Genomic DNA, 26,411 nt, shown 5'->3' on the forward strand with positions numbered 1-26,411 from the left:
TCAGTCGGTGAAGGCCCTCTTCGGCACCAGCAGGAGCGCGGCCGCGGCGACCAGCGCGGTCGCACCGCACACGATCCAGACCGTGAGGTAGCCGGCGAAGGAGCCCGCGGTCGACTCGGCCGCGGCGTGCGCGCCGTTTAGCAGCGCGATGCCGAAGATGCAGGAGGCGATCGCACCGCCGATCGTCTTGACGCCGTTCGTGAGGCCCGTCGCCTGTCCCGTCGCCCGCACCGGCGCGGCCGCGGCCGCCGCGGCCGGCAACGCGGCCACGAGCGCGCCCGATCCGACGCCGGCGAGCGCCATGTTGAGCACCACCTGGACGTACGACCCGTGGAACGGCAGGAACAGCAGGTACCCGACGCCCACAAGCACCGACGCCCCGATGAGCGCGCCGCGCGGTGTCGCGAGCCGCGCGACGACCGGGTACAGCAGTGCGCCGACGATCATCGCGATCAGATACAGGCCGATGATGAGCGAGGTGGCGAATCCCGCCGTGCCGAGGCCGTAGCCATGCACCGCCGGATCCGTGCGGGCGAACGTCGACAGGGGAGCCTGTGCCCCGAGCACGCTCACCCCGAACAGGCCCGCCGTGAGGAACACCGGCCACAGCGCCGGGTCGGCGAACATCCGCACGTCGATGAGCGGATCCGCCGAGCGCAGCTCCCAGAGCGCGAACGGCCAGATCAGCAGCACGCCGCCGATCACGAGCGCCCACGCGACCAGACCGCCGTCCAGGCGCAGCAGGCTGAGACCGCCCGTGAAGGCGAGCAGTGCGAGCGTCAGCAGGACGACGCCGACCGTGTCGAAGCGTCCGCCGTTCACGACCGTCGACTCGGTCACGCCGAACAGGATCACCACGAAGCACGCCGCGACGGCGAGTGCGGGCACGAGCAGCACGATCCACAGCGGCAGCGCATCCACGAGCGCGCCGCCCACCAGCGCGCCCGTGATCGCGCCGCCCTCGAGGGCCGCCACGAGCAGCCCCGCGGCACGCGCGGTCCGGATGGAGCCCGATCCCGTCGCGCGCGAGCGGGACCAGATCAGCGCGATCTCGAGCGGCAGCCAGACGACGTAGAAGCCCTGCAGCGTCCAGGCGATGAGGAACACGGCGAATGAGTCCGTGAACGGCAACGCGAACGAGGCCGCGGCCGTCAGCGCGGTCGACACGAGCAGCATGCGCTTGTGGCCGACCATGTCGCCGAGCTTCGCGAAGATCGGCACCACGAGCGCCGACAGCATGAGCTGCGACCCCTCGAGCCAGTTCACGTCGGCGTCGTGAATGCCCAGGTGCCGCGCGATGTCGGTCAGCATCGGCGTGTAATAGCCCTGCAGCACGCCGCTCGTGAACTCGACGAAGGCAAGGAAGCCGACGATGCTCGCGAGCGTCCCGAGCCTGGGCTTCGCGGCGACGACGGCGGTCATGCGCCGTCCGGAAGGTTCGTCAGCAGCGCGACGTGGAAGTCACGGCCGCGCGCGAGGGAGTCGACGTCGACGCGCTCGTCGACGCCGTGGATCGCCGCGCGCTGCGCGGCCGACATCGCCAGCGGTGCGAAGCGGTACACCGCCGGGCTGAAGCGGTGGAAGTGCCGCGCGTCGCTCGCCTGCATCATGATGTACGGCGCCGGCACCGCGTCCGGGTAGGCGACGCGCGCCGCGGCGGCGACGGCGGCGAACGCGGGGCCGTCGACGGGCGACTCGGGCGACGGGTCGCTCCCCTCCAGCACCTCGACGCTCACCCTGGGGTCGCGGATCCGGCGCCGGATGCGCCGCAGGGATCCGGACACGGTCTCGCCCGGCAGGATCCGCACGTTGAGCGTCGCCGACGCGCGCGAGGGCAGGACGTTGGCGGCCGATCCGCCCTCCGCCATGGTCGCGGCGATCGTGGTGCGCACGAGCGCGGCCGGCTCGCCGCCGAGCAGCGCGAACGCCTGGGCCGTGACGGGACGCAGGGCCGCCAGCGTCCGCAGCAGCAGCCCCGGGGCACCGGTCGCGCGGTCGGCGAGGCTTCGCAGCATGCGCGCGATCGTCCGCGGCATCCGCGCGCGGAAGGTGCGCGGACCGAGGCGGTCGAGTGCCCTGGCGATGCGACCCACCGCGGTCGGGCCGTGCGGCGCGGAGGCGTGGCCGCCGTCGCCGCGGGCCTCGATGCGGAACGTCGCGACGCCCTTCTCGCTCACGCCGATCATCGCCGCCCGCCCTGTCACGAACGGCAGGGGAGCGTCGACCACCGCGCCGCCCTCGTCGATCACGAGCCAGGGCACGATTCCTCGCTCACGCAGGGTCTGCGCGATCGCCTTCGCCGCCTCGCCGAAGGTCTCCTCGTTCCCGCCGAAGGACAGATAGACGTCGCGCGCGGGCGTGAAGCCCGCGGTGAGCAGATCCTCGACGGCCTCGAGGATCACGAGCAGCGGGCCCTTGTCGTCGAGCGCGCCGCGGCCGTGCACCCAGCCGTCGTCGATCACGCCGTCGAACGGGCGGTGGGTCCATCCGTCGAGCGCGTCGGCCGGCACCACGTCATAGTGCGCCATCAGCACGACCGGCGCGTCCTCGCTCGTGCCGCGCCAGCGGTACAGAAGTCCGAGATCCGTGATCCGCTCGAGTTCGAACGCGGCGTGCACCTGCGGATACAACTCGGCGAGCAGGGCCACGAACTCCTCGAACGGCGCCTGGCCGCGCGTGGCGAACTCGGCGCTCACCGTGGGAATCCGGATCATGCGCGCGAGGCGCTCGGGTGCGCCGTCGCGCCGCGGGATGCCGGCGGCGTGGGAGAGGGAGGGGACGTGGCCCGGGTCTGCCATGCGCTCACATTAGTGGGGCGCGCGAGTCCCGCGTGAACGCCCTTCCTGCCCGATGGGCGCGCGCAGACGCGACCCCGTGAAGGCGGGGGGAGAGTCGCGGCTCCCGGCCGGGAATGGCGCGGCGCGCCGATCCGTTGTAGTCTGTGATGCTCGGTGTCCGTCACCGAGGTGGCCCGCTCCGGCGGGCCTGGCAACTCAACAGTGCGACAACGCCTCCTTCACGAGAAGGATTCACGGGGCTGATCGGTTTCGACAGTGCTTGCGAATCTGCGAGAAGCGGGCCGAGGATGCGGGGTTATCTCGTTAACGCTCCCTGCAAACCAATAAGTGCCGAATCCAAGCGCACTGACTTCGCCCTCGCTGCCTAAGCGAGCCCGATAGTCCGTCAGACCGTGGTTGATCCCGACACGGATCCTGGCGTCATCTAGGGATCTTGCTGCGTGACGGTGTCGGGACGTCACGCGGGACTCTTTCTCGACTGGGCCCGTCGACTTAGGTGTCTGTGACAAAGGTCGGGGCCGAGCAGAACGCTTCCACAGACTGCGCCCGGAGAAGCCCCAGAGACTCAGCGCTGGACGGGGGTTCGATTCCCCCAGCTCCACGGACGTTGTCGCACTTGCGAAAGCCCCCCGATCCCTTGCGAGACAACGGATCGGGGGGCTTCGTCTTTTCTGGGGACGGCTCTCAGGAAGCGGCCGTGACTCCGGTTTGACTCCGGTCGCGATCAGGCAGTCGCTGCACTGCCGCCGAGTTGCGCGGGCCTGCGGCGCGCCGGTTGATCTCCGCTCGAACACGTCGACGAAGTCGCCGTCGAGGACGAAACCGGGCTGCGGTCGCTAGCGTCGGCGGGTGCCGCCCTCCTGATGGCGAGACCGCCGGGACAGGGTCCAGAGCGCGCATCCTGTGAGCAGAAGGGCAAGGGCGGCGGCCAGCGGACCGGCCGTGCCGTCGGTGCCGGTGGACGCCAGATCACCGTCGCCTGCATCGCCATCGCGACCCGAGCCTGAGCCGGGAGTGAGGCCGTCAGCCGGGTCGTCGGCCGGGGATTGGCCGTCAGGCTCGTTCGGTGCAAGCGTGGGTGACGGCGCGGGCGTAGGCGCGGTCGGCGGGGGTGTCGGTGTCGGTGTCGATGTCGGTGTCGGTGTCGGTGTCGGTGTCGGCGTCGGCGTGGGGGTCGGCGTCGGGGTGGGGGTCGGCGTCGGAGCGCGCATTGTGTTGGTGATGACGAGCTGCGTGTCGCTGCCGAGTTCCGCAGTGAACGGGTCTCCGAGCGTGTATGGGCGTGGTGGACCGCCGTCGACGATGAGTTCCGCTGTCGTCGTGACTGTCACATCGTCGGCCGCGCCCGAACTCGGCTCCGTGACCGTGCAGTCCAGGTTCCGGTCGAACACGGCGATGCCGCTGTCCGCGGCGGGCTGTCCGGCCGGCACGGTGAAGGGGCCGCCGACACCGTCGGTGCAGGCGACGTCGACCTGCGCAGCGTTCGGTCGAAGCGTCTCGTCAGGTGTGGTGTTCTTCACCACGGACAGGGTGCCGTACGGCTGGTACCGATTCACGAACCGGCAGGTCGCGTGCGGGTTCGACGGAGTGAGGGCCACGAGGACGCCCGCTCGCGCCAGGTCGACCTGCAGTGAGTTCGGCCCGCAGTCGGCCGAGGCGAGGACCCAGAAACCACCGGCATCCGGTGCCGGCAAGCTTTCGCGGATGAGGTATCGCGAGCCGGGAGCTGCAGAGAGGCCGGTGATGGACGGGGACGCGGTCGTCGGCTGTCCGGGGACGGTCGTGACGGCGGCCGGGCTGCCCACGGAGGTGAGATTCTGGTTCGGGGAGAGGACCGTGTACTCGAATCGTCCCGTTCCTCCCTCAGAGGTCTTGACGATGTCGATCGATCCGGACGGAGTGAAGGTGTTGGTGAACAAGCACGACACGTCACTGCCCGGAGAAGCCGTGTAGGTGGCGGTGGCGGTGGTGGGCGCGGTTGCTGGTGTGTTCACCACCGGCACTGCGGCGTCGTTGCAGACAGCTGAGGTCAACCTCCAGGTGCCCGGGCCGGTGCGGCTGATGTCCGTGGGCATGGTCTCGGTCGCGGTGTACTGCCCGGACGGCGCCCCGGTGCTGGAAGCGAAGGTGACGGGGGTGCCGGGGGTGGTGGTGGTAGCCGTGGCGTTCTGCGTCGTGCCGGGGCCGGTGATCTCGAAGGGGAAGCTGCCCACTCCGCCGATGGTCTGTTTCGCCAGCTGCCCGGCCCCGAGCGGAGCCGGGGTGTTCGTGTAGGTGCATGTGACGTCATCGCCGCCGGCGAGGTCCACGCTCGTTGTCGCACCGGACGTCGTGATCACGCTTTGCCCCGTACGCGATGTACATACGGCAGGTTGCGGCGGGGCCCATCCAGCCTCGGCGGACTCCGAGAAGGACCACGGCGGTTGCGTCGTGCTCCCCAACGTCGCACCGCGCACAAATCGCTCCGAGCGGTCCTGCCCAGGCTCCGCGGATATCGAGAATGTCCCGCCGGGGTTGTATGAGATGTTGCCCTGGAAGTCGAAGGTCCCTCCCTGCGCGGCGCCTTCGACGTGTTTCACCACCGTGATCGTCCCGGGCGGGGGCGGCGGCGTGACGGCGTAGTAGTAGCAGAAGACGTGGGTTCGTCCCTGCGGGTAGGTGACCGCGTCGACGTTGTCCCCGTTCAACGCGTCCTGCGCGCACCGCAGCGCACCGAACCCGATGTCGGCGGACCCGTTCAAGGGGTCCGTCGGCGTCCCGCCCTGCACCCACAATTGCCGGCCGTTTCGGACCCACGCCGCCTCCGCGCCGGTCAGTTGCACGGTGACCGCCCCCTCGATCGACCGCTCCTGGCCGTCGGTGCCGGTGACAGGCTGTCCCTGCCCGTCAAGCAATGTGGTCGACGATTCCGTGACGATGTTGCTTCGGAACACGCCGGTCACCGTTGACAGGTTGGACGTCGCCGGAGACTTACCCGCAATTCCGGAGCCGGTCGAGAACCGCCATCCCGGGAACGGTCGGCACCCTGGGGATCCCTCGGCCTCATCCGTCGGATCGACGATGTCCGTCGGCGCGTACGTAGAGTCGCGCCCGAGGTTGAACAACGATTCCTGGATGTTGTTCCTTGCCTTGTTCGCCATGATGTCCGAGTACGAGTCGCACACGCGGGCGACATACGTCACCGACAGCGGCGAGACCGGCTCGGCGTGCGCGGGCGGCGTGGCGCCGACCGTCGCAGCAGTCAAGATCCCCGCGGTCAGCACTCCTGCGCCGACCGCGGCCCAGGTGCGAATCGAACGATGCCGCCATCGCATGGCCCACACCGTAACGGCTGATCGTTCGGCGGTCTAGTGCCGCATGCGCACTCATGACGGGACCCCCGGATCCGCATCGGATCCGGGGTCTCGTGCTTCCGGGGCTCAGCGTCCGCGGTCGTCGTCCTCCGACGCCGCGTTCTGCCGGATCTCGCGGGCCTCCGCGATCTCCTTCTCCTCGCGCTCGGCCTTCTTGTCGATCTGCTTGGTGTCGCGCGGCGGGAGCTGGATGCGCTCCTCGGCGGGCAGACCGCCCTGCAGCTGGCGGCCGCGCTCGAGCTCGGCGTCGAACTCCGCACCGAACAGCAGCGCGAGGTTCGTGATCCAGGTGAACAGCAGGAAGATGATGACGCCGGCGAGCGAGCCGTACGTGCGGTTGTAGTTCGAGAAGTTCGCGACGTAGATCCCGAAGCCCGCCCCGGCGATCGCGAGCACGACGATCGCGATGACCGCGCCCGTGCTGACCCAGCGGAACTTCGGCTGCTTCGCGTTCGGCGTGAAGTAGTACAGCACCGCCACGAAGAACACCACGATGAAGGCCAGCACGGGCCACTTGGCGATCTGCCAGATCAGCAGGCCGGTCTCGCCGATCCCGATCGCCTGGCCGATGGCCTCGGCGACGGGCCCCGAGACGATCAGCAGAACCAGCGCGATCACGACGAGCACGATGGCGAGTAGCGTCACGAGGAGCTGGGCCGGCTTGAGCTTCCAGAAGGGCCGTCCCTCGTCGATCTCCCAGATCTTGTTCATCGCGCGGCCGAAGGCGCCCACGTATCCGGACGCGGTCCAGATCGCGAGGACGATACCGCTGATGAGGGCGAAGCCCGCTCCCGGGGCGCTGGCGAGCTGCTCGATCGGGCCGCTCAGGGTCCGTGCGGCATCGGGCGCGACCTGCTCGACGATGCCGACCACGGCATCCGCGCCCTGCTGACCCTGCCCGAAGATGCCCAGGAGGGAGAACACGGCGATCAGGCCGGGGAACAGGGACAGCACGGAGTAGTACGTCAGGCCGGCGGCGAGGTCCTGACAGCCGTCGTCGGTGAACTCGCGGATCGTCTTCTTCAGGACGTAGATCCACGACCGCTTCTCGATCTCCCCGAGCGAGTCCGGCTTCGACGGGTGCTCGGGGTCGGGGGCGTTCTTCTCATCGCGGACGGAGTGATCTGTCGCGGGGCTCATTCCTCCATGAAAACCGGCCCCGCCCACGCACGCCTCCCACTTGACGCGGCGTGCGCATCCGTGGCAACCCCAGCAGCGGTCGTCCGCGCGCCATGCGTTATGGCACGTGAAACCCAACGGGTCAACCCCCGAGCATCATCCCCCACCTGCGCAGTTACATGGTGGCTCCAAGACCACGAGCGGCTACCGAGAGGAAGACCGATGTCGCAGAACTATGGTGAGGTGCCCCCGTCTGGAACGACGGGATACGGATCGCCGTCGGACACAACGGGATACGGATCGGCGCAGGGCGGTGCCGCATCGTCCTCGGGCAAGACCGACACAGCCAAGCAGGAGGCCGGCGAGGTCAAGGACACGGCCAAGGCCGAAGCCGGGCACGTCGCGCAGACGGCGAAGCAGGAGGCGTCCAACGTGGCGCACGAGGCCAAGTCGCAGGCGAAGCAGGTGTACGCCCAGACCAAGCAGCAGCTGAGCGACCAGGCGGCCACCCAGCAGCAGCGCGTCGCCGACGGGCTCCGCTCGATCGGCGAGGAGCTGCAGTCGATGGCTCGCGGGTCCGAGAACCGCGGCATGGCCACGGAGTTCGTCGAGCAGGCGTCCACGCGCCTGAGCGACGCGTCCTCGTGGCTGTCGCAGCGCGACCCCGGTTCCCTCCTGAACGAGGTGAAGTCGTTCGCGCGCCGCAAGCCGGGCGTCTTCATCGCCGGTGCGCTCGTCGCGGGCCTCGCGGCCGGCCGCCTGACGCGCGCGCTCACCGAGAACGCCAAGGACGAGCACGACTCCGGAACCGGCGCCGTGTCGTCCACCCCCGGCGGCGAGGGCGCGCGCGGCGCGTTCGGATCGGGCACGCCGAGCCCCACGGGCATGGCCACGAGCGTCGACCAGACGGGCGCGGGAGCCGCGTACGGCGCGGGTGCCGCGGGCGTGACCGCGACCGGCGCGACCGGCCTCGAGACGTCCGAGTACCCCACCGAGGGCTACCAGGACCCGGCCCTCTACCCGGCCGACCCCACCGGCACGCCGTCGGCATACCCGACGACCGGAGCGGAGTCCGAGCCCACGCCGATGTACGACGAGTCCCGCGCCGCGAACCCCGCGGCCGAGCCCGACTTCACGGAACCGGGGGAGGCGCGCGATGGTCGATGACCCCACGCCGTCCGAGCAGAAGGCGGCCTCGTCCTCGCTCGGCGACCTGCTCGGCGAGGTCACGCAGGATCTCTCTGTGCTGATGCGCCAGGAGATCGCGCTGGCCAAGGCGGAGCTCAAGGAGTCGGCGCAGAAGGCCGGCACGGGTGCGGGAATGATGGGCGGCGCCGGATACGCCGCGCTCATGGCCGTGTTCTTCCTGTCCGTCGCCCTGTGGTGGGCGATCGGACAGCTCGTCGGCCTCGGCTGGTCGGCCGTGATCGTCGCCCTGATCTGGGGCGTGATCGCCGCCATCCTGTTCCTCGTCGGCCGCAACAAGTTCAAGGAAGTGAAGGGAGCTCCGCGCACGGCGGAGACGCTCGGGCAGATCCCCGACGCCCTCAAGAGAAATGAGGAGAACCGATGACCGATTCGCCCGAGGCGATCCGCGCGGAGATCGAGCGGACTCGCCGGGAACTCAGCTACGACACGGACGCGCTCGTCGACAAGGTGACCCCGTCGAAGATCGCGCACCGTCAGACCGACAAGATCAAGGGGGCCTTCGGGTCCGTGAAGGAGCGCATCATGGGCAGTGCCGACGACGCCGGTTCCTCGCTGCACGACGCGGGCTCGTCCGTGAAGGACGCCGGGCACCGCGTGGCGGCCAAGGCGGAGGGTAACCCGCTGGCGGTGGGCCTGATGGCGTTCGCCGCGGGGCTGCTCGTGTCCTCGCTCATCCCGGCCTCGGAGAAGGAGAAGGACCTCGCCGAGGGCGTCAAGGAGCAGGCGCAGCCGCTCATGGACGAGGCGAAGAACGTCGCGCAGCAGGTCGGCCAGGACCTCAAGGAGCCGGTGCAGGACGCCGCGAACGCCGTCAAGGACACCGCGACGGACGCCGCGCAGAACGTTCGCTCGGACGCACAGGATGCCGCGGGCACGGTGAAGGACCGCACGCAGGAGGCGCGCGACAACGTCAGCGGAAGCTGATCTCCGCGCACGGCACGTGCCACACGACGAGGGCGGCGGTGGGGGTTCCCGCCGCCCTCGCGTGCGCGCGGGCCTGACCCTGGACGCGCGTGATGCTCCCCAGCTGATCCCGCGCTACCTGGGTCACGCGATCGCCCACGCACTGTGGGTGATCCGGCGACGGATGACCGTGCCTCCGATCTCCGATGCCAGCCGCGCGGCTTCCTGCCGCGACAGCGGGCCGAGGGCGTTGCCGACCGCTCCGGGACGACGCACGGCGTATTCGAACCAGGTGTACTCATCGTTGGATGGTGCACCGTCGACGTCGGCGTCGCTCATTCCCGGCTCCTTTCTCCCTCGCTGCATGGAGAGAGCGCGGACCGCGCGATCCGATACATCCTGATGGATGCGGATTCGAATCTGTATGGAGCGCCGAGATCAGGGCCAGTCGACGAGCGTGACGCCGTCTTTGGTGTCCGCCAGGATCACGTGGTCGGCCCCGAACGCGTACGTCACGCCCTCGACGCCCTCGAACGGGTCGCTCAGGTAGACGTAGCCGTCGCCTTCGGTGCGGGTCCACCCCTGGTCGACGAGGAAGGCCGTCCACTTCTCGGTGCCGGCGGCGTCCATGGGCGCCCAGCCGTACAGCTGCACGCCGTGATCGGTGGCGACCTCCGGGCTGCCCCACGTGCACATCAGGCCCTCGGGAAGCGACGTGGTCTGCGGGTCGCCGAAGCTGAAGGGCTCCTCGATCGCCGCGAGGCCGAGGTTCTCGAACTCGGCGACGAGCGACTCCGGCAGGATCGTCTCGCAGGTCGGCTCGGCGTTCGGATCGGCCTGGCCGTCTCCCTGATCCGCTGGCACGCTCTCGACGGGGGCGGGCTGTGCATCCGGCGCGCACGACGCGAGCGCCAGCATCGCCGCGGCGGCGAGCAGAGCGGACGCCGCGCGGCGCGCGCGGATCATGAGACGTCCGAATCGTGCAGCGCTTGGAGGATCGCGTCGTGCAGCACGCCGTTCGTCGCGATCGCCGATCCGGCCGCGATCGTCGGCTCGCCCTCGAACGACGAGAACCGGCCGCCCGCGGCGGTCACGATGGCGGCGGCCGCGGCGAGGTCGTACTCCTTGACGTCGAATTCGCCGACCATCTCGAGACGTCCCTCGGCGAGGAGCATGTACGACCACACGTCGCCGTAGGCGCGGTCGCGCCACACGGCGCGCGTCAGGGCGACGAGCGCATCGAGGTGACCCGCGCGATCCCACTGCGCGATGCTCTGGAAGCTCACGCTCGCGTCCTCGAGCGTCGCGACGTCCGAGACCCGGATGGCGCGGGCCTCGCCGCCGTCGGCGAGCGTCCATGCGCCCAGACCCTCGGCTCCCCACCAGCGGCGGCCGAGCGCGGGAGAGCTGACCACGCCGAGGCGCATCTCGCCGTCGATCTCGAGGCCGATCATCGTTCCCCACACTGGCACGCCGCGCAGGAAGTTGGCGGTGCCGTCGATCGGATCGATGATCCAGCGCCGCGAGGTGGGCGCGCCGGAGCCGTACTCCTCGCCGAAGATGCCGTCCTCGGGCCGGTGCTGTGCGAGCAGTGCGCGCACTGCACGCTCGGCGGCGAGATCGGCGTCGGTGACGTGGGTGCGGTCGGCCTTGCGCGACACGTCGAGGTCGGCGGCGTCGAACCGCGGCAGCGTCTGTCCGTCGGCGGCGTCGGCGAGCCGCAGCGCGAGCTGCAGATCGGCGTCGAGATCGCCGTGCGGAAGGGGAGTTGCCGACGCCGGGGGAGTCACGGTCTCAGGATACCGGCGCGTTCCGCAACCCTCGGACGCCTCGCAGCGGCGGCCTGCCCCCTCTGCTGGTTGAGCGACCGAGCGCAGCGAGGGAGTCGAAACCGCCCGGACGGCTCTCGGTCCTCGGCGCGACGGCCTACTCCGGCAGCGCCCAGACGAAGCCGTCGAGCAGCGCTGTCGCCTCGACGCCGAGCACATCGCCGGCGTCTTCGTCCGAGTTCAGCGAAACGCGCGTGACGAGCGTGTACCGGTCGCCGTTCTGCAGGCGATCGGTGAAGTCGAGCACGCCGGGGCCCGGGCCGGTGACCCCGACCTGGACGGGGATCGCGAGCAGCACGCCCGAGGCCGGTGCGGACTGCGGCGCGGCGTCCGCCCGTGCGGTCGTCTCCGCGGGCGCGGGCGTCGCGGTGTCCGTCGCGGGCGCGCTGGATCCGGACGCCTCCGCCGGGTCCTCCGTCGGGGCGGCGGGCGCATCCGCGGGAGCGCCGTTCGGCACCGCGTCGCCGAAGGTCACCCGGTCGATAGCGACGCCGGTGGCCCGGGCGAGCGCGTAGACCTCGTCGAGATAGGCGTCGTAGGCGCCCTCGGCCGGGATGGCCCGGCGGAGGTCGGCGAGTTCCGCCTCGTGCACGTCGAGCTCGTCGCGCGTGCGCGCGAGATCGGCGAGCCGCAGCTCGAGCGTGGCGTTCTGAGCGTCGATCGTCATCTGCTCCGCGCGCGCCGCGACCGCGGCGTCGAGCTGCGGCTTCACGCCGGCGAAGAAGCCGACGAGCATGAGCGCGATGCACACGAGCGTCGTCACGAGGTAGGTCAGGCGTACGCGGTTCACGGCGCGTCCTCCTCGGTCTGGGGCAGGTCTTCATCCAGCGCGGCCGGCGCGTTGCGCAGGCGCTCGGCGCTGATGTCGAACGTCATCTCGACCTCGTAGCCCTCGCCGTCCTCGATCTTCGTGGTGGCGCGCGGCGCGACGAACACCACGCCGCCCATCTGCTCGATGGCGCGGCTCCACGCCGCAACGTCCGGCACGCGCGCGGACAGCGCCGTGAAGCGCACGGTCGCGACGCGTTCGCCCTGCAGGGCGTCGGTGGGGGCGGCGAGCGGAGTGCCGGGGCTCGGCATCTCGATCGTGAGCGTCGTCAGGCGCGACTGAGGCGGGATCGTCGCGCTGAGCTCACTGAGGAAGGGGATCCAGGCGATGTCGCTCGCGCTCGCCTCCTCGAGCGCCTGCTCGGCGGCGCGGATGTCGCCCTGCACCCGATTGACCTCGACGAACTCGGACTGCTGCGCGAGCAGATCGTCCGTGCGGTGCTGGGCGATGTCGCGTGCCAGGGCGTGCACCTGGGCCCAGCCCGTCGCAGCACCGACGCCCACGAGCACGAGCACTGCTGCGAGCAGCACCAGCAGCAGGGACCTGTTGCGAGCCTGCCGCCATTCGCGGGCCGATCTCAGCTCGGGCGGCAGCAGGTCGACCCTCGGTACGCCGCCGATCGGCAGCTGGTCCGCCCGGGCCTTGGGTATGGGAGCCGGCTTCTCGTCCTTCGGCGGCTCGGCGCCGCGCGGCGCCTTCTCGGGCTTCAAGGCCTTCGGCTGCTTTCGTTCTTTCGGCTGCTTTACCGGCTTCGCAGGCTTGCGCGGCGCGGAAGCGGCCGGCGGGGGCGTGAGCACGTCCGATGCGTACGCTGCCGCGGGGCGAAGCGCGTCGAGCGTGGCCGGCCCGTCGAGCGGCGCGGGCTGCGTCACGGCGTCCCACGCCGGCGGGGTGGGCCCGGGCGGGGGATCCCCGTGCTCCGGGATCGGCCCGGTGCCGGGACGCGCGCGGCGCGTCCGGCGGTTCTCGACCGGCTGCCCTTCCGTGTCTCCCGTGTCGATGGGGACCGAGTCGTCGGGAGTCATGACGCTACTCCCAGGGCGAGGCCGATCGCGACGCCGGGCGCGCCCTCGGTGAGCGCTCGCGGGTCGACCTTCTTGCCGATCCGGAGGCCGTGCAGCGGGTTCGCGAGCGTCACCATCCGGCGGATGCGCGCCTGCAGCTGGTCGTGCAGCGTCGGAATGCCCGCCGCGCTGCCCGTCAGCAGGATGTGCTGCAATGCGCCGTCCGCATGCGTGTTCGCGTAGTAGTCGAGCGTGTTCGCGATCGCGTTCACGAGCGGAGCGGCCGCATCGAGCAGCGCCTCGCGATCGGGATGCTCGCTGCGCATCATGCGCGCCGCTGTCTCCTCGTCCGTGGCGAGGACGGCCGCGAGCTGGCGGACGACCTCGTCGCCTCCGCTCGGGATGATGCGCAGGAACTGCGGCACGCCGTGCACCCCGATCAGCACGTTCGTGCTGGACGCGCCGATCTCGACGAGGCCGACGGTTCCCTGCGCGATGCCGCCGCGCAAGTGCGTGCGGGCGAGCGCGAACGGCACGAGGTCGACGGACTCGGGGCGCAGCTTCGCGCGCCGCACCGTGCGGACGTTGTCGTCGACCGCGTCGCGTGCCGCCGCCACGAGCAGCCCGCGCACGCGACCCGGCTGGTCCGCCGGTCTTTCGATGGGGTAGAAGTCCATGAGGGCCTCGTCCGTGGGGAACGGCAGCAGCTCCTCGGCGTACATCGGCAGGGAGGCACGCACCTGTTCGCGACGCCCGTCCTCGACGATCAGCGGACGCGCGATCACGCGATGCGAGCCGATGCCGAGCGCGACCGCGCGCGTCGAGAACTTCGCCGCCTGCCACAGGCGCTGCAGCGCGTCGGCGACGGTGTTCGGCTCCATCACCTCGCCGTTGCTGATGGCGCCCGCCGGCAGACGCACTTCGCCGTAGCGCTCGATGCGCGGTTCGGGCGTGCCGATGCCCGACACCTCGGCGGCGCGCACGGAGTCGCTGTCGAAGTCGAGTCCGATCATCCTGGCCATGAGCGTCCTTCCTCAGCCCAGCCCGAAAAGCGCCAGGTAGGCGCTCGCAAGCCCGTTGCCGCACAGGATCCCGATCCATGCGCCGGCGATCATCCACGGTCCGAAGGGGATACCGCCGCGCCGCTCGATCCGACGCGTCAGGATCAGGACGAGCCCGATGACGGCGCCGAGAGCGAACGCGGCGATGAAGCCGACGGCGAGGGCTCCCCAGCCGGTCCAGCCGAGGAAGAGGCCGAGCGGCAGGGCCAACTTGACGTCCCCCAAGCCCATGCCGCCCGGCTTCACGAAGACGATCGCGAGGTAGACCGCGCAGAGCGCGATCGCCCCGGCCCCCGCGCGCAGCGCCGCTGCGCCGTCGCCTTCGATGAGCGCCGCCAGGCCGAGCAGGAGCGCGCCCGTCACCAGGAGTGGGTAGACGAGTGCGTTCGGTAGGCGGTGCGTGTCCAGATCGATCGCCGCGAGGGCGACGCCGAACCCCGCGAGGGCGAGGAATGCGACCAGCTCGAGGCTGGCCGCCCACGCCGCGGATGCGCTCGGGGCGGTGACGAGGGCGGGTCCCATCGTCACGGCGACGAGCACGAACAGTGCTCCGGTGATCGCCTCGACGATCGGGTACCGGGGCGAGATGCGTGCGCCGCAGTCGCGGCACTTCCCGCGCAGCAGCAGCCACGACAGCACGGGCACGTTGTCGTGCGGTCGGATGGCGTGCCCGCACTTCGGGCAGGCGCTCGCGGGCGCGACGACCGACTCCCCGCGCGGCACGCGCCACGCGACGACGTTGAGGAACGATCCGATCGCGAGTCCGAGCGCGCCGGATCCCGTGGCGACGAGGGGGATCATGGGATCCACCTCTCCGCGGTGTCTGGCGCCGTTGTGTAGGCCGTGAGCTCGCGGGCTGATGCGGGGGAGCTCGGCTGACCGGTGCCGAGATCGAAGCCTGGAAGGCCTGCGGGCGTATACGTGAGCGTCGCGCCGCCCGCCACCGTGACGGCCCCCGCGAAGATCTGGCCGCGCACGTTGAGGCTCGAGGCGATCTCCACGCGGCACGGTGAGTAGAACATGACGGGCACGTTCGTGAAGTAGAAACCGCCGCCGATCTTGAGCTGCTGATTGTTGCAAGTGGGAACGTGATCCGCCGTCGCGTCCTCATTGATGAGCCACAACTGGTCGCCGTCGGCGCTTGCGAAGCTGGCGCTGCCGGCAAGATCGAACTTCTTCGCGAAGATGGCCAGGTCGTTCTCGATCGTGAGTTGCTGGTGATCGGAGATCGTCACGATGTTGAGGCACGCCCGTGCATCGATCAGTCCCGGGCGGCCGGCGATCGTCGCAATGGCGGCGGTGAAAGAGTTGTACGTGCAGTTGCCACTCAGCGTCACGGGGGTGAAGCCGGCCCACATCTCGGGGTCGTACGGCAGATCCACCCAGTCGGCGACGACAGGGGCCGCGGGGGCGGCGGGCGCTCCGACCGGAGTGCCGACGATGGGCGTCGGCTTTGCCTGCGGCTTGCCGTCGCCGGTCACCGCGACGCCAGCTCGGATCTGCCCCTTGATGTTGACGTCGTACGACTTGAGGTTGGCGGTGCCGTTGACCCAGACACTGCCGTCGTGCGGCGTGGTCGTGCGGCCCACGGTGGCGCCCTCGTAGACGAGATCCGTACCGACCGTCATGTTCGTGCTGATGGTGGTGCCCCAGCCGATGGTCGTCTTGCCTCGTGACCAGGTGCTGCCCGAGATCGTGCCACCCGTGAGGTTCAGGTTCTGTGCGACGAGGTCGCCGCCGATCTGGGCGCCGCCCGTCGTGCTGGCATCTCCGGACGCCCAGACGCTGCCCGCCACGACGCAGGAACCCTGCGCGGTGAAGGTGCCGCTCCTGATCACCCAGTCGGCCTCGCCCGAGCTCCCGCCGTCACAGGTGACGTTTCCTTCGCGCACGTGCACGCTCGGCTCGAGACCGTTCTCGGCGACGAGCTTGCCGGAGCCGCCCATTCCTTGCGAGCTGTAAGCGAACACCGCGGGACCGCTGGGGTTCAGAGGCACGGGCGAGCGGCTGTACACAGCTTCGAGGCTGCGCTTGACGCCGCTCTTGGCGGCGTAGCCCGGGGCATCGGCATAACCGGTCGACACGATGCGCGCCGACTGGTTGTCGCTGGGGCAGCCGAGCTGCTCACCTGTCGCGGTGCGCTTGAGGACGACGGCGCGGAAGAACGGAGCGCCGTTTGCGCTGCCGCTCTGATAGGTCGGGCCGTGGGCGGCGCAGCGACCGGCTTCGAGATCCGCCTGCGCGACGGCGATGCCCGCCTCGGCGGCGAAGTCGGCGGCGACCGTCTGGCGGGTCTCGCCCGTGCGATCCAGCGCCGAGATGGTCGTGGCGGAGATCGTCATGGCGATCACGATGGTCACCAGCACGATGCCGACGACCGACACCAGGGCGGATCCGTGATCATCGCGGTGGAGGCTCAGACGAGGCATCGACTGGCCCCCGTTCCGGGGAGGCGGGGAACGACGAACGTGTCGATGAGAGTGGGCGCAGTGGCGGTCTCGACGGTGAACTGCAGGTCGACGCCGCCGTTGCGAGCAGTGAAGACCTTGACGGCCGTCGTCCTCTGCCGGGCGGCATCGGAGAGCGCGATCCAGCCGGAGCTGGGCAACGGTGTGGAGGCGGTGCCGTTTCCGTAGGTGAAGTGGGCCGACAGCGTGGTGCCGCTGATCTTCCACGCGAGGCACTTTCCGTCGGTCCGCTGCGCGGTCATGACGGTGCCGTCCGCCTTGACCGTGACGTGCGTGGCGTTGCGCACCGAGGTCGTTATGGTGCGTGCGACTGTCTGCCCGTCGCGCGAGGCCTCGGCGGAGCCGAGGACGTTGTTCGAGCTGCGGAACGAGTTGGACAGCAGCCCGAAGCCGGCGGCGAGGACCACGCCGAGCAGCACGACGTACACGAGCAGCTCCACGAGCGTGAAGCCGCTGTCGTCGTGCGGCGTGGAGGCGTGCGCCTGGGACATGACGGTCCTATCGGATGCGGACGATCGCTCCGGCCGAGGCGAAGGTGGAAGCGCCCGCCGCGGCCGGGTCGGCGGCGCTCGTCGCGGACACCTGGAGGGTGACGGTGCCGCCGGCAGCGCAGATCAGCGCACCGCCGGCGTCCGTGCTCGCAGCGCCCGCAGCGCGGTGCAGATGAATGGTTACGCCACGCGGGTCCTGAAGGCTCGGCGAGGGTGCGGCGAGCCAATTCTGAATTTCCGCGCACGTGAATTGACGTGCAGAAATAGGGGAGAGCTGCTCGTTAACCGCCTGCGTCGCCGTGGTGACGGTGGTATTCACCGTCGCGGCTTTCAATCCGGTGATGAGGAGGGGCAGAAATGCCACCGCGACAATGGCGAGAAGAAGCATCGAAACGAGCGCTTCGACCATGCCGAATCCGCGGTCGTCATGAATTAATCGCGATGTGCTCATGAACGCTCGCCAGCGAAACTATGGTTTTGAACGCCGGCGCTTCATCAAGGAAGCGCCAGCGTTCAACCCGTAGCGATCGCTTAAGGAACAAGCGTTGCGGACTTCGCGGTACCGCCCAAAGTGGCTTCCGGCTTGCCGCCGCCCCACTTGGCATTGAAAACCGCGTCCTCCGGCGTGGTACCGGTGATGGTCACCGTGATGTCTGTGGTCGTGTTCGCGGTTTCAATGGCGTCGATCTCCGTCGAGGAGATCTCGCCGCCGTTCTCGAAGACCTTCGCCATCATCTCGGACTTGGCGTTGGTAACGGCCGCCTTCACGGACTCAGCGCGCGCGGTGTCGACCGAGCCGAGGTAGATCGGGATGGCGATCGCGGCGAGGACGCCGATGATCAGGACGACGACGAGAAGCTCGATGAGCGAGAAGCCGCGGTCGTTGTTGTTCTTCAGTTCCGTGCGACGACGAACGAGCGCGTCAATGACGCGGTTCGTCGCCCGGGGGTGGCGACGGACATAGGGGGAGCTCCTGTTCAGGACGGTCTTGATCGTGTTGAGACACCAGCTGATCCCGGAGCATCTCACAGAGCAGCAGTGACGACTTCCTCACCTGGTGGAGAACTCCGGGGGGAATTCTCCAGGTCAGTATACCGGTAAGTCGGCCGTCAACCCGTCTGCTGGATCTGGTCGAATACTCCGAAGATCGGCAGGTAGAGGGAAAGTATCATCCCACCGACGATGATTCCAACGAGAACCACCATCAGCGGTTCAATCATGGCGGTAAGACGCGTCGCCGTCTGCTGAACCTCCCGGTCAGTGAAATCCGCGACCCTTTTCAGCATCGAATCGAGCGCTCCGGTGTCCTCGCCGACGGCGACCATCTGGCTCACCAGTGGAGGGAAGACGGGTTCGTCGACGATAAGCGCGGCGAGCGACTTCCCTCGTCGCACGCCGTCGGCCACGCGACCGACGGCCTCCTCCACGACGGCGCTGCCGGCGGTCTGCTTCACGATCGCGAGCGCCTGCAGGATGGGCACACCGGCGCTCAGCGTGGTGGACAGCGTGCGCGTGAACCGCGCGATCGCGACCTGCTTGAAGAACGGGCCGAGCACGGGCACCTTGCCGCGCGCCCGGTCGATGGCCTCGCGCACGGCCGGCTGATGGCCGTACCTGCGGAACCAGAGCACACCACCGAAAACCAGCACGACGAGCAGCGGCCCGAGCCAGATCATGTTCTCGGAGAGGGTCACCAGGATCTGCGTCGGCAGCGGCAGGTCTCCGCCCAAGTCGGCGAACATCTTCTGGAACACCGGCACGATGAAGATCAGCATCGCGATCACCGCGAGCACGGCGACGCACAGGACGATCACGGGGTAGGTCAGCGCGGCCTTGACGGTGTCGCGGATCTTCAGGTCGGCGTCGAAGCTGTCGGTGGCCGAGTTCAGGGAGTCGGCGAGGAAGCCGCCGGCCTCGCCCGCGCGTACGAGGTGCACGAGCAGGGGCGGGAAGACATCCGGTCGCTTGGCGAAGGCGTCCGACAGCGGCTGACCGCGCTCGATGTCGCGCAGCACCGTCGTGAACACGTCGCGCAGCCGCACGTTGTCGATTTGACCGACGATGATCGACAGCCCGCGCACGAGCGTGAGCCCGGCGTCGATCATGGTGGAGATCTGCCGGATGGCGATCGAGACCTCGCGCAGGGAGATCTTCTTCTGGAACAGCGAGAAGTCGATCTCCCGCGTGAGGATGCTGGACTCGGTGACCGACGTCACCGTGATCCCCATCTCGCGGACGCGCGCCATGGCCGCGGCCTTGCTGGGTGCGTCCACGGTTCCGCGGCGCCTCTTGCCCGTCGTGTCGCGCCCGACGTAGTCGAACGCCTGCGCGGTGCTCGTGCTCATTGCCGCCTGCTGCGTCGCGAGTACAGGTCGCCGTAGTCGGGCTCGGCGCCGAGCGCGCCGCCCGAGGTCGACCGGCGCGCGAGCTGACGGAAGCCGTCCTTGTCCTGCGCGCGCTCCTCGGCCGCCTCGTACGTGATGCGGCCCTGGTCGACGAGCTCCGCGAGGTTCTGGTCGAGCGTGTGCATGCCGTGGACGGAACCGGCCTGCAGCACGCCGGGCAGCTGGTGCATCTGCTCCTCGCGGATCAGGTTCGCCACGGCCGGCGTCATGACGAGCACCTCGGTCGCGGCCACGCGGCCGGTGCCCCGCGCATCGGGGACGAGCGTCTGGCACACCACGCCCCGCAGCGTCGCGGCGAGCTGCGTGCGCACCTGCTGCTGCTGGTGCGGCGGGAACACGTCGATGATGCGGTCGATCGTCTGCGGCGCGCTCTGCGTGTGCAGCGTGCCGAACACGAGGTGCCCCGTCTCGGCGGCGGTGAGGGCGACGGAGATCGTCTCGAGGTCTCGCATCTCGCCGATCAGGATGACGTCCGGATCCTGTCGCAGCACCTGACGCAGCGCGGTCTGGAACGACGCCGTGTCGTGGCCGACCTCGCGCTGGTTCACGATCGAGCGCCGATGCGGATGCAGGAACTCGATCGGATCCTCGATGGTCATGATGTGGTCGGCGCGGGTCCGGTTGATCTGGTCGATCATCGCCGCGAGCGTCGTCGACTTTCCGGACCCGGTGGGCCCCGTCACGAGGACGAGCCCGCGCGGCATCTCGGCGAACCGCGAGAGCGCGCGAGGCATGCCGAGCTCGCCGAGCGTCTTGATGTTGGTCGGGATGAACCGGAACACCGCGCCCGTCGTGCCGCGCTGCTGGTAGATGTTCGCGCGGAAGCGGGCGCCGGGCGACAGGGGATACGCGAAGTCCAGCTCGTGGGAGCTGTCGAACTGCGCGAGCTGCTCGGCCGTCAGGATCGACGTCACCTCGCGCCGCACGTCCTCGGCCGTCCACACGGGAGCGCCGTCGATGGGCTTGAGGGATCCGTGCAGTCGCATCGTCGGCGGCACCCCGGCCGTGATGTGCAGGTCGGATCCTCCGTCGGCAACCACCCTGTGCAGGGCGTCCACCACGGTGAAGGGCGAGGAAGAGGCGTAGCGTTCGATCGGGGGCTCGGACGCGGGGGAGCTCAGGTCCACCCGCACACTGTAGCGGCCGGCCGGGAGCCCGTCCGTCAGAGGCCGCGACTCAGCGGGAGCACCGGCCGTGCCCAGCTGAGGCGGACTCGCACCACCTGCATGGGGTAGCGGGGCCACCCTTCTCGGCTCACGCCACGACGCGCAGGATCTCCTCGATCGAGGTCATCCCGTCCAGCGCCTTGAGCCAGCCGTCCTCCCGCAGTGTGTGCATGCCCTGGGCGCGGGCGACGTGCGCGATCTCGCTGCTCGATGCGCGCGCGACGGCAAGGCGCTCGATCTCCTCGGTCACCGCCATCACCTCGTGGATCGCACTGCGGCCGCGGTACCCCGTCTCGGCGCAGTGCTGGCAGCCCACGGGACGGTAGACCGGGCGCGCGTCGCCGGCCGGCCTGACGAAGCCGCTGGCATGCAGCTCGTCGTCCGTGACGGCATCCTGCTCCTTGCAGCGGTCGCAGAGCCGGCGGATCAGTCGCTGCGCGACCACGACGTCCAGGGCAGAGCCGACCAGGAACGGCTCCACGCCCATCTCGATCAGACGCGTCACGGCGCTGGGGGCGTCGTTCGTGTGCAGCGTCGAGAGCACGAGGTGGCCCGTGAGGGCCGACTCGATCGCGATGTTCGCCGTCTCGGCGTCGCGGATCTCGCCCACGAGCATGACGTCAGGGTCGGACCGCAGGATCGCGCGCAGCGCGTTCGCGAACGTCAGGCCCGCCTGCGTGTTGATCTGCACCTGGTTGACGCCGGACATCCGGTACTCGACCGGGTCCTCGATCGTGATCACGTTCACCTCGGGCTTGGCGAGCTCGCTGACCGTCGAGTACAGGGTCGTGGACTTGCCGGATCCCGTCGGCCCGGTGACGAGGATCATGCCGTACGGCTTCGTGTACGCGGCGCGATAGGTCTCGAGGTTGCGGGGCGACAGGTTGAGGCTCTCGAGCGAGATCGCGGTGCCCGACTGGTCGAGGATGCGCATGACGATCTTCTCGCCCCATACGGTCGGCAGCGTCGCCACGCGGAGGTCGATCTTGCGACCCTCGTGCTGCACCGAGATGCGGCCGTCCTGCGGGATGCGGCGCTCGGCGATGTCGATGTCGCTCATGATCTTCAGGCGCGAGATGACGCCCGACTGGATCGACTTGGGCGCGCTCGGCATCTCGTGCAGCACGCCGTCGATGCGGTACCGCACACGCACGCGGTCGGCGGTGGGCTCGATGTGGATGTCGCTCGCGCGGTCGCGGATGCCCTGCCCGAGCACGAGGTTCACGAACCGGACGATCGGGGCGTCGTCCTCCGTGCCGCCGCCGGTGACGACGAATGTGCCGTCGTCGGGAGCCCCCTCCTCGCTCGTCTCGAGGCTGTTCGAGAGGGCGCTGAGCTCCTCGTCGGCGCGGTGGTACCGGTCGATGTAAGTGTGGATGTCGCTCGCGGTCGCGACGACGATCGTCACGGGCATGCCGTACGCGACGCGGACGTCGTCGAGCGCGACCACGTTCTCCGGATCGGCCATCGCGAGCACCACCTGCGACGGCCCGGATCCGCTCCGTACCCCGAGCGGGGCGATCTCGTTCGCGTGGGCGAACGACACCGACAGACGGGACAGCAGTTCGGGGTCGCCCTTCTCGTCCTCCAGCTGCACGAACGGCACGCCGAACTGCACGGCTCTGGCGCGCGCGTACGCCACCTCTGACAGTTCGCCGGAGTCGAGCAGCTCGCGCAGCCGCAGCATCTCGTCGCGCTCGCTGCCGGCGAGCTCGAGTGCGCGCTCGCGCGCGAGGGCGCCCTGGCGCACGAGGATGTGGATCAGTGCGGCCACTGGACTCCTTCGGGGCAGGATCGCGTCGAATGCCGGGGCGGCTCATCCTATCTCCGGCATCCGGCGTTCGGCTGACACGCCCGAGAGGCGTCGGTTCCGCCTCGATTGGCGCCCGAGCGAGGTGGCTGGTAACGTAGTCCCTCGGTTCACGAGAGCGAGAATTCCTCTCCAGAGCATGCGCCTCTAGCTCAATCGGCAGAGCAACTGACTCTTAATCAGTGGGTTCAGGGTTCAAGTCCCTGGGGGCGCACCACCGAACGAAGCCCCGGCAGATCGATCCCTGGATGATCAGCCGGGGCTTCTGCGCGTCCGGTGCGACGGCGGGCGTGCGAGCGTGAAACAGAGCCCCGGCGGATCGCAGGACGATCCGCCGGGGCTCTCCGGTCGTACGCGGTGGGCCTCAGTCCGGCAGGCCGCAGTGCGCGCGGATGGCCCGCTCGCCCTCTGCGGCGTCGCCCGTGCGCACGGCGTCGCGCAGCGCCGTGAGGTAGGGGAGCATGGCGGCCGAGGAGGCCTCGTCATCGGACGTGGCGAGGTTCCGCTGGATCGCGATGCCGATGTCCGTCGAAAGGTTCGCAAGGAACTCGTTCTCGCTGCAGCTGACGAGCAGCTCGTTCACCTCGCGCTGGGCGGTGAGGCCCTGATTCGAGTGGATCATCCGCGCGATGATCTCGTCGATCTGCAGCGCGGCCTCCTGCCGCTGCTCCTCGGACATCTTGGCGAGCGCCATGCGCAGCAGCGAGACGGTGTAGTGGGCGACGAAGTCGAGCGTCGACCGCACCATCCCGGGCGTCACCGTCGTGACGCGCGTGTACCGGCTCGCCGCGGTCTCGATCAGGCCCACGCGCTGCAGGCGCTGAAGCGCCTCGCGCACCGGCATCCGGGAGACGCCGAGCTGCGTCGCGAGGTCCTGATCCCGAACGCGCGATCCCGCGGGGAGGGTGCCGTCCATGATGGCGGCGGCTATGCGCTCCGCGACCATGTCGCTGAGCCGCTGGGGGCTGATCTCGAGCGCTTCAATCAATCGACTGCTCCAACCTGGGATGAACGGGTAGGCCGGCGACGACCGCACAGCGAGTCGGGGAGCGCACGTCGAGGATGCGCCTCGCGCGGTGTCGTCGGCTGCAGGCCGGCGGTTCGGAACTTTCGGGATCCCGAAATCCGCGGCATGCGATCCCACAAATATGCAGGACGAAGACCCGTGCGTCTATGGGAACCCGCGTCGAAGCGGCGGATTCATAGCAACTCGACCGGTTGGCGCCCACCCGGGCGCCGGCTCAGCGGCGGGAGCGCTTGTCGCGCGCGTTCTGACGGCGCTTGTCGAGCTCCTTGTTGGCGTCCTTGAGGGAGAAGTACTTCTCCTCCTTGCCGTGGATAGGGGAGTCCTCGGAGACCGGAAGCCCGCGGCTCGCCTTCCGGATGTCCATGATCGTCCCGATCGTCACGGCGAGCGTCACGCCCCAGCTGAGCCATCCGAGCGCGGTGCGCCAGGTGAACTTCTGGGCGTTGGCGCCGCGCAGCAGCGCGTACCCGCTCGTGAGGGTGCCGATGAGTCCCGTTCCGGTCACGTACTTGCGCAGTCCCATGGGCACCAACGTAGTGGCCCGCGCGGCGGGCCGCAGGGGCTTGCGCGGGCGGCGTCTCCGTGTCACGGGCATAACCGGCGCGGAATGCATCGTCAAGCCCCGGCTCCCGGTCCGCGGCGGAAACCGCCCGCTGATAGCGTGAAAAAGAGCCCCGAGGAGGAGCAACCATGTCCCGCGCAGATCTCGTCGTCGTCGCCAATCGTCTTCCTGTCGACAGGGTGATCACGCCGGACGGCGAGGAGAGTTGGCGGCGCTCACCGGGCGGCCTGGTCACGGCCCTCGAGCCCGTGATGCGCAAGCCGGATCGCGCGTGGGTCGGGTGGGGCGGGCAGCCCGACCTCGACCTCGAGCCGTTCGACTTCGACGGCTCCCGCCTCGTACCGGTCTCGCTCAGCGCGGCCGAGATCGAGTCGTACTACGAGGGCTTCGCGAACGGCACGATCTGGCCGCTCTATCACGACGTGATCGCCACGCCGGTGTACCGGCGCTCGTGGTGGGAGTCGTATGTGCGGGTCAACCGGCGGTTCGCCGAGGCTGCCGCCGGGGCGGTCGAGCAGGGCGGCGTCGTATGGGTGCAGGACTACCAGCTGCAGCTCGTCCCGAAGATGCTGCGCGAGCTCCGGCCCGATGTCACGATCGGCTACTTCCACCACATTCCGTTCCCCGCATACGGCCTGTACTCGCAGCTTCCCTGGCGTCGTCAGGTGCTCGAGGGACTGCTGGGCGCCGACGTGATCGGCTTTCAGCGCCAGGCGGACGCGGGCAACTTCCAGCGTTCGGTGCGTCGTGTGCTGCACCACACGACGCGGTCCAACGAGATCGTCGTCGCGGCCCCGCAGGACGGCGCGGAGTCGCGGGTCGCGATCGCGAAGGCCTACCCGATCTCGATCGACGCGCAGTCCTACATCGACCTCGCCGCGGACCCGAAGGTGCGCGCTCGCGCGGCTGAGATCCGCGAGCAGCTCGGGAACCCGAAGACGATCCTGCTCGGCGTCGATCGGCTCGACTACACGAAGGGCATCCGCCACCGCCTCAAGGCGTTCGGCGAGCTGCTGCAGGACGGCCGGCTCAGCGTCGGCGACGCCACCCTCGTGCAGGTCGCGAGTCCCTCCCGCCAGCGCGTCGACGCGTACGCCGAGCTGCGCGACGAGATCGAGCTCACGGTCGGCCGCATCAACGGCGACTACGACACGATGCACCACACGGCGATCCGCTACCTGCACCAGGGGTTCCCGCGTGAGGAGATGGTCGCGCTGTTCCTCGCCGCGGACGTCATGCTCGTCACGGCTCTGCGCGACGGCATGAACCTCGTCGCGAAGGAGTACGTCGCCTCTCGCACGGACAACTCGGGCGTGCTGCTGCTGAGCGAGTTCGCCGGAGCGGCGGACGAGCTGACGAGCGCTCTGCTCCTGAATCCGCACGACATCGACGGCATGAAGGACCTGATCATGCGCGCCGTGGAGATGTCGCCCGGTGAGCAGTCGCGCCGGATGCGCGCGCTGCGCCGCCGCGTGCTCGATCATGACGTCGAGGATTGGTCCCACGACTTCCTGAGCGACATCCACAAGATCCGCACGGCGCGCAACGAGCGCCGCTGACGCGAACGGAGAACCCGCATGAGCCCCGCATGGACCACAGAGGTACAGGACATCGCGCGGACGGAGCGGCTTCTCGTCGCGCTCGACTTCGACGGCGTGATGGCGCCGCTGGGGGATGACCCGATGGCGGTCAGGGCGCTGCCCGAGACGACGGCCGCGGTCCAGCGCCTCGTCACGCTGCCCGACACGGTCGTCGCGTTCGTGTCGGGCAGGCAGCTCGCCGACCTGCGCGTGATCGGGGAGCATACGGACGACTCGGCCGTCTGGCTGGCCGGCTCGCACGGCGCCGAGCACTGGCGGCCCTCGGGTGTCCGGCTCGCGACCGAGGACGTCACAGTGGGCGACGACGCCGAACGGGCATCCGGCGCCGATGCGCTCGTGGCCGACGCCGAGCGGGCGATCGACGGGATCCCCGGCGCCTGGATCGAGGTCAAGGCGTACGGCTTCGCACTGCACACGCGCCTGTCCGCCGAGGCGGACGCCGCGCGCGCGCAAGCGGTCGCGGACGCGCTCGTGGCGGAGCGCGCACCCGGGTGGCGCCGGCGCACGGGCAAGAACATCATCGAGTACGCCTGGCGGCACGAGGGCAAGGACACCGCGGTCGCACGCCTGCGTGCGGAGACGGGCGCCACCGCCGTGCTGTTCGCGGGCGACGACGTGACCGACGAGGACGCCCTGCGCACGCTCGGCGAGGGCGACCTCGGCATCCGCGTGGGCGACGGCGAGACGGCGGCCCGCGTGCGCGTGGCCGACCCGCTCGAACTCGCAGAGTTGCTCACCGCTCTGGCCGACGCACGAGCATCCTGAATCGGTCTTCC

General features: G+C 69.7%; 26 protein-coding genes, 1 tRNA gene and 1 other RNA gene. 7 read left to right on the forward strand and 21 right to left on the reverse strand.

Annotation, left to right across the window (positions count from 1 at the left end; all coding sequences use genetic code 11):
• Complete coding sequence (locus BJP60_RS05810) at window positions 1–1,422, reverse strand: MFS transporter (protein WP_203138191.1); 1,422 nt, start codon at window positions 1,420–1,422, stop codon at window positions 1–3.
• On the reverse strand, window positions 1,419–2,798 hold the full coding sequence (locus tag BJP60_RS05815; protein WP_203138192.1) for a M20/M25/M40 family metallo-hydrolase: 1,380 nt from the start codon (window positions 2,796–2,798) through the stop codon (window positions 1,419–1,421). Before BJP60_RS05815 ends, BJP60_RS05810 begins: the two co-directional genes overlap by 4 nt.
• Before the next feature lie 235 nt (window positions 2,799–3,033).
• Between BJP60_RS05815 and ssrA the strand changes: the two genes are divergently transcribed.
• Window positions 3,034–3,402, forward strand: a transfer-messenger RNA (tmRNA) gene (ssrA, locus tag BJP60_RS05820).
• Between the two features lie 232 nt (window positions 3,403–3,634).
• Here ssrA and BJP60_RS05825 read toward each other — a convergent pair.
• Both BJP60_RS05825 and BJP60_RS05830 read right to left on the reverse strand, forming a co-directional pair.
• Complete coding sequence (locus tag BJP60_RS05825) at window positions 3,635–6,112, reverse strand: prealbumin-like fold domain-containing protein (RefSeq protein WP_203138194.1); 2,478 nt, start codon at window positions 6,110–6,112, stop codon at window positions 3,635–3,637.
• Window positions 6,113–6,217: 105 nt separating this feature from the next.
• Window positions 6,218–7,291 (reverse strand): YihY/virulence factor BrkB family protein, encoded by a 1,074-nt coding sequence (locus BJP60_RS05830; protein WP_203138196.1) that lies wholly within the window; start codon window positions 7,289–7,291, stop codon window positions 6,218–6,220.
• A gap of 201 nt (window positions 7,292–7,492) precedes the next feature.
• On the opposite strand from BJP60_RS05830, the gene BJP60_RS05835 reads away from it, so the two are divergent.
• Genes BJP60_RS05835 through BJP60_RS05845 form a run of 3 tightly spaced genes read left to right on the forward strand, consistent with a single transcriptional unit; the run spans window position 7,493 to window position 9,403 of the window.
• The gene (locus BJP60_RS05835) at window positions 7,493–8,437 is read left to right on the forward strand and encodes a hypothetical protein (RefSeq protein ID WP_203138197.1); all 945 of its coding nucleotides are present in this window, start codon (window positions 7,493–7,495) and stop codon (window positions 8,435–8,437) included.
• The gene (locus BJP60_RS05840; protein WP_203138198.1) at window positions 8,427–8,843 is read left to right on the forward strand and encodes a phage holin family protein; all 417 of its coding nucleotides are present in this window, start codon (window positions 8,427–8,429) and stop codon (window positions 8,841–8,843) included. Before BJP60_RS05835 ends, BJP60_RS05840 begins: the two co-directional genes overlap by 11 nt.
• Window positions 8,840–9,403: a DUF3618 domain-containing protein gene (locus tag BJP60_RS05845; RefSeq protein ID WP_203138200.1), complete on the forward strand. Its 564-nt coding sequence runs from the start codon at window positions 8,840–8,842 to the stop codon at window positions 9,401–9,403. The genes BJP60_RS05840 and BJP60_RS05845 overlap by 4 nt, the downstream gene beginning before the upstream one ends.
• Here BJP60_RS05845 and BJP60_RS05850 read toward each other — a convergent pair.
• The 15 genes from BJP60_RS05850 to BJP60_RS05920 all read right to left on the reverse strand — a co-directional run bounded on the left by BJP60_RS05850 (window position 9,390) and on the right by BJP60_RS05920 (window position 22,409).
• Window positions 9,390–9,530, reverse strand: coding sequence for a hypothetical protein (locus BJP60_RS05850; protein WP_203138201.1), 141 nt, complete (start codon window positions 9,528–9,530; stop codon window positions 9,390–9,392). The genes BJP60_RS05845 and BJP60_RS05850 overlap by 14 nt on opposite strands.
• Window positions 9,527–9,721, reverse strand: a complete 195-nt coding sequence (locus tag BJP60_RS05855; protein WP_203138202.1) for a hypothetical protein — start codon at window positions 9,719–9,721, stop codon at window positions 9,527–9,529. Before BJP60_RS05855 ends, BJP60_RS05850 begins: the two co-directional genes overlap by 4 nt.
• 99 nt (window positions 9,722–9,820) lie before the next feature.
• The gene (locus BJP60_RS05860) at window positions 9,821–10,348 is read right to left on the reverse strand and encodes a hypothetical protein (protein ID WP_203138203.1); all 528 of its coding nucleotides are present in this window, start codon (window positions 10,346–10,348) and stop codon (window positions 9,821–9,823) included.
• On the reverse strand, window positions 10,345–11,172 hold the full coding sequence (locus BJP60_RS05865; RefSeq protein WP_238439588.1) for an inositol monophosphatase family protein: 828 nt from the start codon (window positions 11,170–11,172) through the stop codon (window positions 10,345–10,347). Before BJP60_RS05865 ends, BJP60_RS05860 begins: the two co-directional genes overlap by 4 nt.
• Window positions 11,173–11,308: 136 nt before the next feature.
• On the reverse strand, window positions 11,309–12,001 hold the full coding sequence (locus BJP60_RS05870) for a hypothetical protein (protein ID WP_203138205.1): 693 nt from the start codon (window positions 11,999–12,001) through the stop codon (window positions 11,309–11,311).
• Window positions 11,998–13,065, reverse strand: coding sequence for a hypothetical protein (locus BJP60_RS05875; RefSeq protein WP_203138206.1), 1,068 nt, complete (start codon window positions 13,063–13,065; stop codon window positions 11,998–12,000). The genes BJP60_RS05870 and BJP60_RS05875 overlap by 4 nt, the downstream gene beginning before the upstream one ends.
• Window positions 13,062–14,066, reverse strand: a complete 1,005-nt coding sequence (gene pilM, locus BJP60_RS05880; protein WP_203138209.1) for a type IV pilus biogenesis protein PilM — start codon at window positions 14,064–14,066, stop codon at window positions 13,062–13,064. Before pilM ends, BJP60_RS05875 begins: the two co-directional genes overlap by 4 nt.
• A 12-nt stretch (window positions 14,067–14,078) precedes the next feature.
• The gene (locus BJP60_RS05885) at window positions 14,079–14,906 is read right to left on the reverse strand and encodes a prepilin peptidase (protein WP_203138210.1); all 828 of its coding nucleotides are present in this window, start codon (window positions 14,904–14,906) and stop codon (window positions 14,079–14,081) included.
• The gene (locus tag BJP60_RS05890) at window positions 14,903–16,534 is read right to left on the reverse strand and encodes a hypothetical protein (RefSeq protein WP_203138211.1); all 1,632 of its coding nucleotides are present in this window, start codon (window positions 16,532–16,534) and stop codon (window positions 14,903–14,905) included. The genes BJP60_RS05885 and BJP60_RS05890 overlap by 4 nt, the downstream gene beginning before the upstream one ends.
• Window positions 16,522–17,064 carry a prepilin-type N-terminal cleavage/methylation domain-containing protein gene (locus BJP60_RS05895; protein WP_203138212.1) on the reverse strand — a complete coding sequence of 181 codons (543 nt, stop codon included), beginning with the start codon at window positions 17,062–17,064 and terminating at the stop codon, window positions 16,522–16,524. Before BJP60_RS05895 ends, BJP60_RS05890 begins: the two co-directional genes overlap by 13 nt.
• A gap of 7 nt (window positions 17,065–17,071) precedes the next feature.
• The gene (locus tag BJP60_RS05900) at window positions 17,072–17,515 is read right to left on the reverse strand and encodes a type IV pilus modification PilV family protein (RefSeq protein ID WP_442923411.1); all 444 of its coding nucleotides are present in this window, start codon (window positions 17,513–17,515) and stop codon (window positions 17,072–17,074) included.
• Between the two features lie 80 nt (window positions 17,516–17,595).
• The gene (locus BJP60_RS05905; protein ID WP_238439589.1) at window positions 17,596–18,093 is read right to left on the reverse strand and encodes a type IV pilin protein; all 498 of its coding nucleotides are present in this window, start codon (window positions 18,091–18,093) and stop codon (window positions 17,596–17,598) included.
• A gap of 80 nt (window positions 18,094–18,173) precedes the next feature.
• Window positions 18,174–19,409, reverse strand: coding sequence for a type II secretion system F family protein (locus tag BJP60_RS05910; protein ID WP_203138214.1), 1,236 nt, complete (start codon window positions 19,407–19,409; stop codon window positions 18,174–18,176).
• Window positions 19,406–20,596 carry a type IV pilus twitching motility protein PilT gene (locus BJP60_RS05915; protein WP_269467744.1) on the reverse strand — a complete coding sequence of 397 codons (1,191 nt, stop codon included), beginning with the start codon at window positions 20,594–20,596 and terminating at the stop codon, window positions 19,406–19,408. Before BJP60_RS05915 ends, BJP60_RS05910 begins: the two co-directional genes overlap by 4 nt.
• Before the next feature lie 127 nt (window positions 20,597–20,723).
• A complete protein-coding gene (locus BJP60_RS05920; protein ID WP_238439590.1) occupies window positions 20,724–22,409 on the reverse strand; it encodes a GspE/PulE family protein in 1,686 nt (561 codons plus the stop codon).
• Between the two features lie 177 nt (window positions 22,410–22,586).
• Between BJP60_RS05920 and BJP60_RS05925 the strand changes: the two genes are divergently transcribed.
• A tRNA-Lys gene (locus BJP60_RS05925) sits at window positions 22,587–22,662 on the forward strand.
• Between the two features lie 147 nt (window positions 22,663–22,809).
• Here the strand turns inward: BJP60_RS05925 and BJP60_RS05930 are convergent.
• Together BJP60_RS05930 and BJP60_RS05935 are read right to left on the reverse strand one after the other, a co-directional pair.
• The gene (locus BJP60_RS05930; protein WP_203138215.1) at window positions 22,810–23,433 is read right to left on the reverse strand and encodes a GntR family transcriptional regulator; all 624 of its coding nucleotides are present in this window, start codon (window positions 23,431–23,433) and stop codon (window positions 22,810–22,812) included.
• A gap of 253 nt (window positions 23,434–23,686) precedes the next feature.
• Window positions 23,687–23,995 (reverse strand): hypothetical protein, encoded by a 309-nt coding sequence (locus BJP60_RS05935; protein ID WP_238439591.1) that lies wholly within the window; start codon window positions 23,993–23,995, stop codon window positions 23,687–23,689.
• A gap of 167 nt (window positions 23,996–24,162) precedes the next feature.
• Here BJP60_RS05935 and BJP60_RS05940 point away from each other — a divergent pair, with 167 nt between their 5' ends.
• Window positions 24,163–25,593, forward strand: coding sequence for an alpha,alpha-trehalose-phosphate synthase (UDP-forming) (locus tag BJP60_RS05940; RefSeq protein ID WP_203138216.1), 1,431 nt, complete (start codon window positions 24,163–24,165; stop codon window positions 25,591–25,593).
• A gap of 18 nt (window positions 25,594–25,611) precedes the next feature.
• Complete coding sequence (gene otsB / locus BJP60_RS05945) at window positions 25,612–26,400, forward strand: trehalose-phosphatase (protein WP_203138222.1); 789 nt, start codon at window positions 25,612–25,614, stop codon at window positions 26,398–26,400.
• Window positions 26,401–26,411 lie beyond the last annotated feature (11 nt).

It is taken from the genome of Microbacterium sp. JZ31 (assembly GCF_016805985.1).
Classification (GTDB): Bacteria; Actinomycetota; Actinomycetes; order Actinomycetales; family Microbacteriaceae; genus Microbacterium.

Bases quoted from the DNA above. Each gene is read 5' to 3' on its own strand.
- BJP60_RS05810 (WP_203138191.1), bottom strand. From the start codon at position 1,422: ATGACCGCCGTCGTCGCCGCGAAGCCCAGGCTCGGGACGCTCGCGAGC.
- BJP60_RS05815 (WP_203138192.1), bottom strand. From the start codon at position 2,798: ATGGCAGACCCGGGCCACGTCCCCTCCCTCTCCCACGCCGCCGGCATC.
- BJP60_RS05825 (WP_203138194.1), bottom strand. From the start codon at position 6,112: ATGCGATGGCGGCATCGTTCGATTCGCACCTGGGCCGCGGTCGGCGCA.
- BJP60_RS05830 (WP_203138196.1), bottom strand. From the start codon at position 7,291: ATGAGCCCCGCGACAGATCACTCCGTCCGCGATGAGAAGAACGCCCCC.
- BJP60_RS05835 (WP_203138197.1), top strand. From the start codon at position 7,493: ATGTCGCAGAACTATGGTGAGGTGCCCCCGTCTGGAACGACGGGATAC.
- BJP60_RS05840 (WP_203138198.1), top strand. From the start codon at position 8,427: ATGGTCGATGACCCCACGCCGTCCGAGCAGAAGGCGGCCTCGTCCTCG.
- BJP60_RS05845 (WP_203138200.1), top strand. From the start codon at position 8,840: ATGACCGATTCGCCCGAGGCGATCCGCGCGGAGATCGAGCGGACTCGC.
- BJP60_RS05855 (WP_203138202.1), bottom strand. From the start codon at position 9,721: ATGAGCGACGCCGACGTCGACGGTGCACCATCCAACGATGAGTACACC.
- BJP60_RS05860 (WP_203138203.1), bottom strand. From the start codon at position 10,348: ATGATCCGCGCGCGCCGCGCGGCGTCCGCTCTGCTCGCCGCCGCGGCG.
- BJP60_RS05875 (WP_203138206.1), bottom strand. From the start codon at position 13,065: ATGACTCCCGACGACTCGGTCCCCATCGACACGGGAGACACGGAAGGG.
- pilM (WP_203138209.1), bottom strand. From the start codon at position 14,066: ATGGCCAGGATGATCGGACTCGACTTCGACAGCGACTCCGTGCGCGCC.
- BJP60_RS05885 (WP_203138210.1), bottom strand. From the start codon at position 14,906: ATGATCCCCCTCGTCGCCACGGGATCCGGCGCGCTCGGACTCGCGATC.
- BJP60_RS05890 (WP_203138211.1), bottom strand. From the start codon at position 16,534: ATGCCTCGTCTGAGCCTCCACCGCGATGATCACGGATCCGCCCTGGTG.
- BJP60_RS05895 (WP_203138212.1), bottom strand. From the start codon at position 17,064: ATGTCCCAGGCGCACGCCTCCACGCCGCACGACGACAGCGGCTTCACG.
- BJP60_RS05900 (WP_442923411.1), bottom strand. From the start codon at position 17,515: ATGAGCACATCGCGATTAATTCATGACGACCGCGGATTCGGCATGGTC.
- BJP60_RS05910 (WP_203138214.1), bottom strand. From the start codon at position 19,409: ATGAGCACGAGCACCGCGCAGGCGTTCGACTACGTCGGGCGCGACACG.
- BJP60_RS05935 (WP_238439591.1), bottom strand. From the start codon at position 23,995: ATGGGACTGCGCAAGTACGTGACCGGAACGGGACTCATCGGCACCCTC.
- BJP60_RS05940 (WP_203138216.1), top strand. From the start codon at position 24,163: ATGTCCCGCGCAGATCTCGTCGTCGTCGCCAATCGTCTTCCTGTCGAC.
- otsB (WP_203138222.1), top strand. From the start codon at position 25,612: ATGAGCCCCGCATGGACCACAGAGGTACAGGACATCGCGCGGACGGAG.